At 46.6% G+C, this 1,062-nt stretch carries 1 protein-coding gene; it reads left to right on the forward strand.

Annotated elements, in window-relative coordinates; all coding sequences use genetic code 11:
• Nucleotides 1-1,062 (forward strand): methylenetetrahydrofolate--tRNA-(uracil(54)-C(5))-methyltransferase (FADH(2)-oxidizing) TrmFO (trmFO, locus tag Q0191_RS03960; protein ID WP_297664035.1); only part of this gene is annotated, 1,062 nt, incomplete at both ends.

The following is a 1,062-nucleotide window of genomic DNA, read 5'->3' on the forward strand; positions in this document are numbered from 1 at the left end:
CAGAACGTGGTATTCCAGTTAAACTCTATGAAATGCGTGGTGTCAAGTCAACACCTCAGCACAAAACAGACAATTTTGCAGAGTTAGTTTGTTCCAATTCCTTACGTGGAGATGCTTTGAAAAATGCTGTTGGGCTTCTTAAGGAAGAAATGAGACGGTTGGACTCGGTCATCTTAAAGTCAGCAGAAGCGACACGTGTTCCAGCGGGTGGTGCTTTAGCAGTTGATAGAGAAGGCTTTTCACAGCTAGTAACGGAGCAAGTGACCAATCATCCATTGATTGAAGTCATTCGTGAGGAAATCACTGAAATTCCAGAGGATGCCATCACGGTCATTGCTACAGGGCCTTTGACCAGCGATGCGCTAGCAGAAAAAATCCACGCGCTCAATGGGGGCGACGGCTTTTATTTCTACGATGCAGCAGCGCCAATCATCGATGTCAATACCATTGATATGACCAAGGTCTACCTCAAATCTCGCTATGATAAGGGGGAAGCAGCCTATCTAAACGCGCCCATGACCAAGCAAGAATTTATGGATTTCCATGATGCTTTGGTCAATGCGGAGGAAGCACCGCTTAATTCCTTTGAAAAAGAAAAATACTTTGAAGGCTGTATGCCAATTGAAGTTATGGCTAAGCGAGGCATTAAAACCATGCTTTATGGCCCGATGAAGCCGGTTGGTTTAGAATATCCAGATGACTATCAAGGTCCTCGCGACGGAGATTTTAAGACGCCATACGCTGTAGTGCAGCTTCGCCAGGACAATGCAGCGGGCAGTCTTTACAACATCGTCGGCTTCCAGACCCATCTCAAATGGGGCGAGCAAAAGCGGGTCTTTCAGATGATTCCTGGCCTTGAGAATGCAGAATTTGTCCGCTATGGTGTTATGCACCGCAACTCTTACATGGACTCTCCAAACCTGCTGGAGCAGACTTTCCGCTCTAAGAAACAGCCCAATCTTTTCTTTGCCGGTCAAATGACTGGAGTTGAAGGTTATGTAGAGTCAGCAGCTTCTGGTTTGGTAGCTGGTATCAATGCCGCTCGACTCTTCAAAGGAGAAG

Source organism: uncultured Streptococcus sp. (genome assembly GCF_938036805.1).
In the GTDB taxonomy this organism is placed as follows: domain Bacteria; phylum Bacillota; class Bacilli; order Lactobacillales; family Streptococcaceae; genus Streptococcus.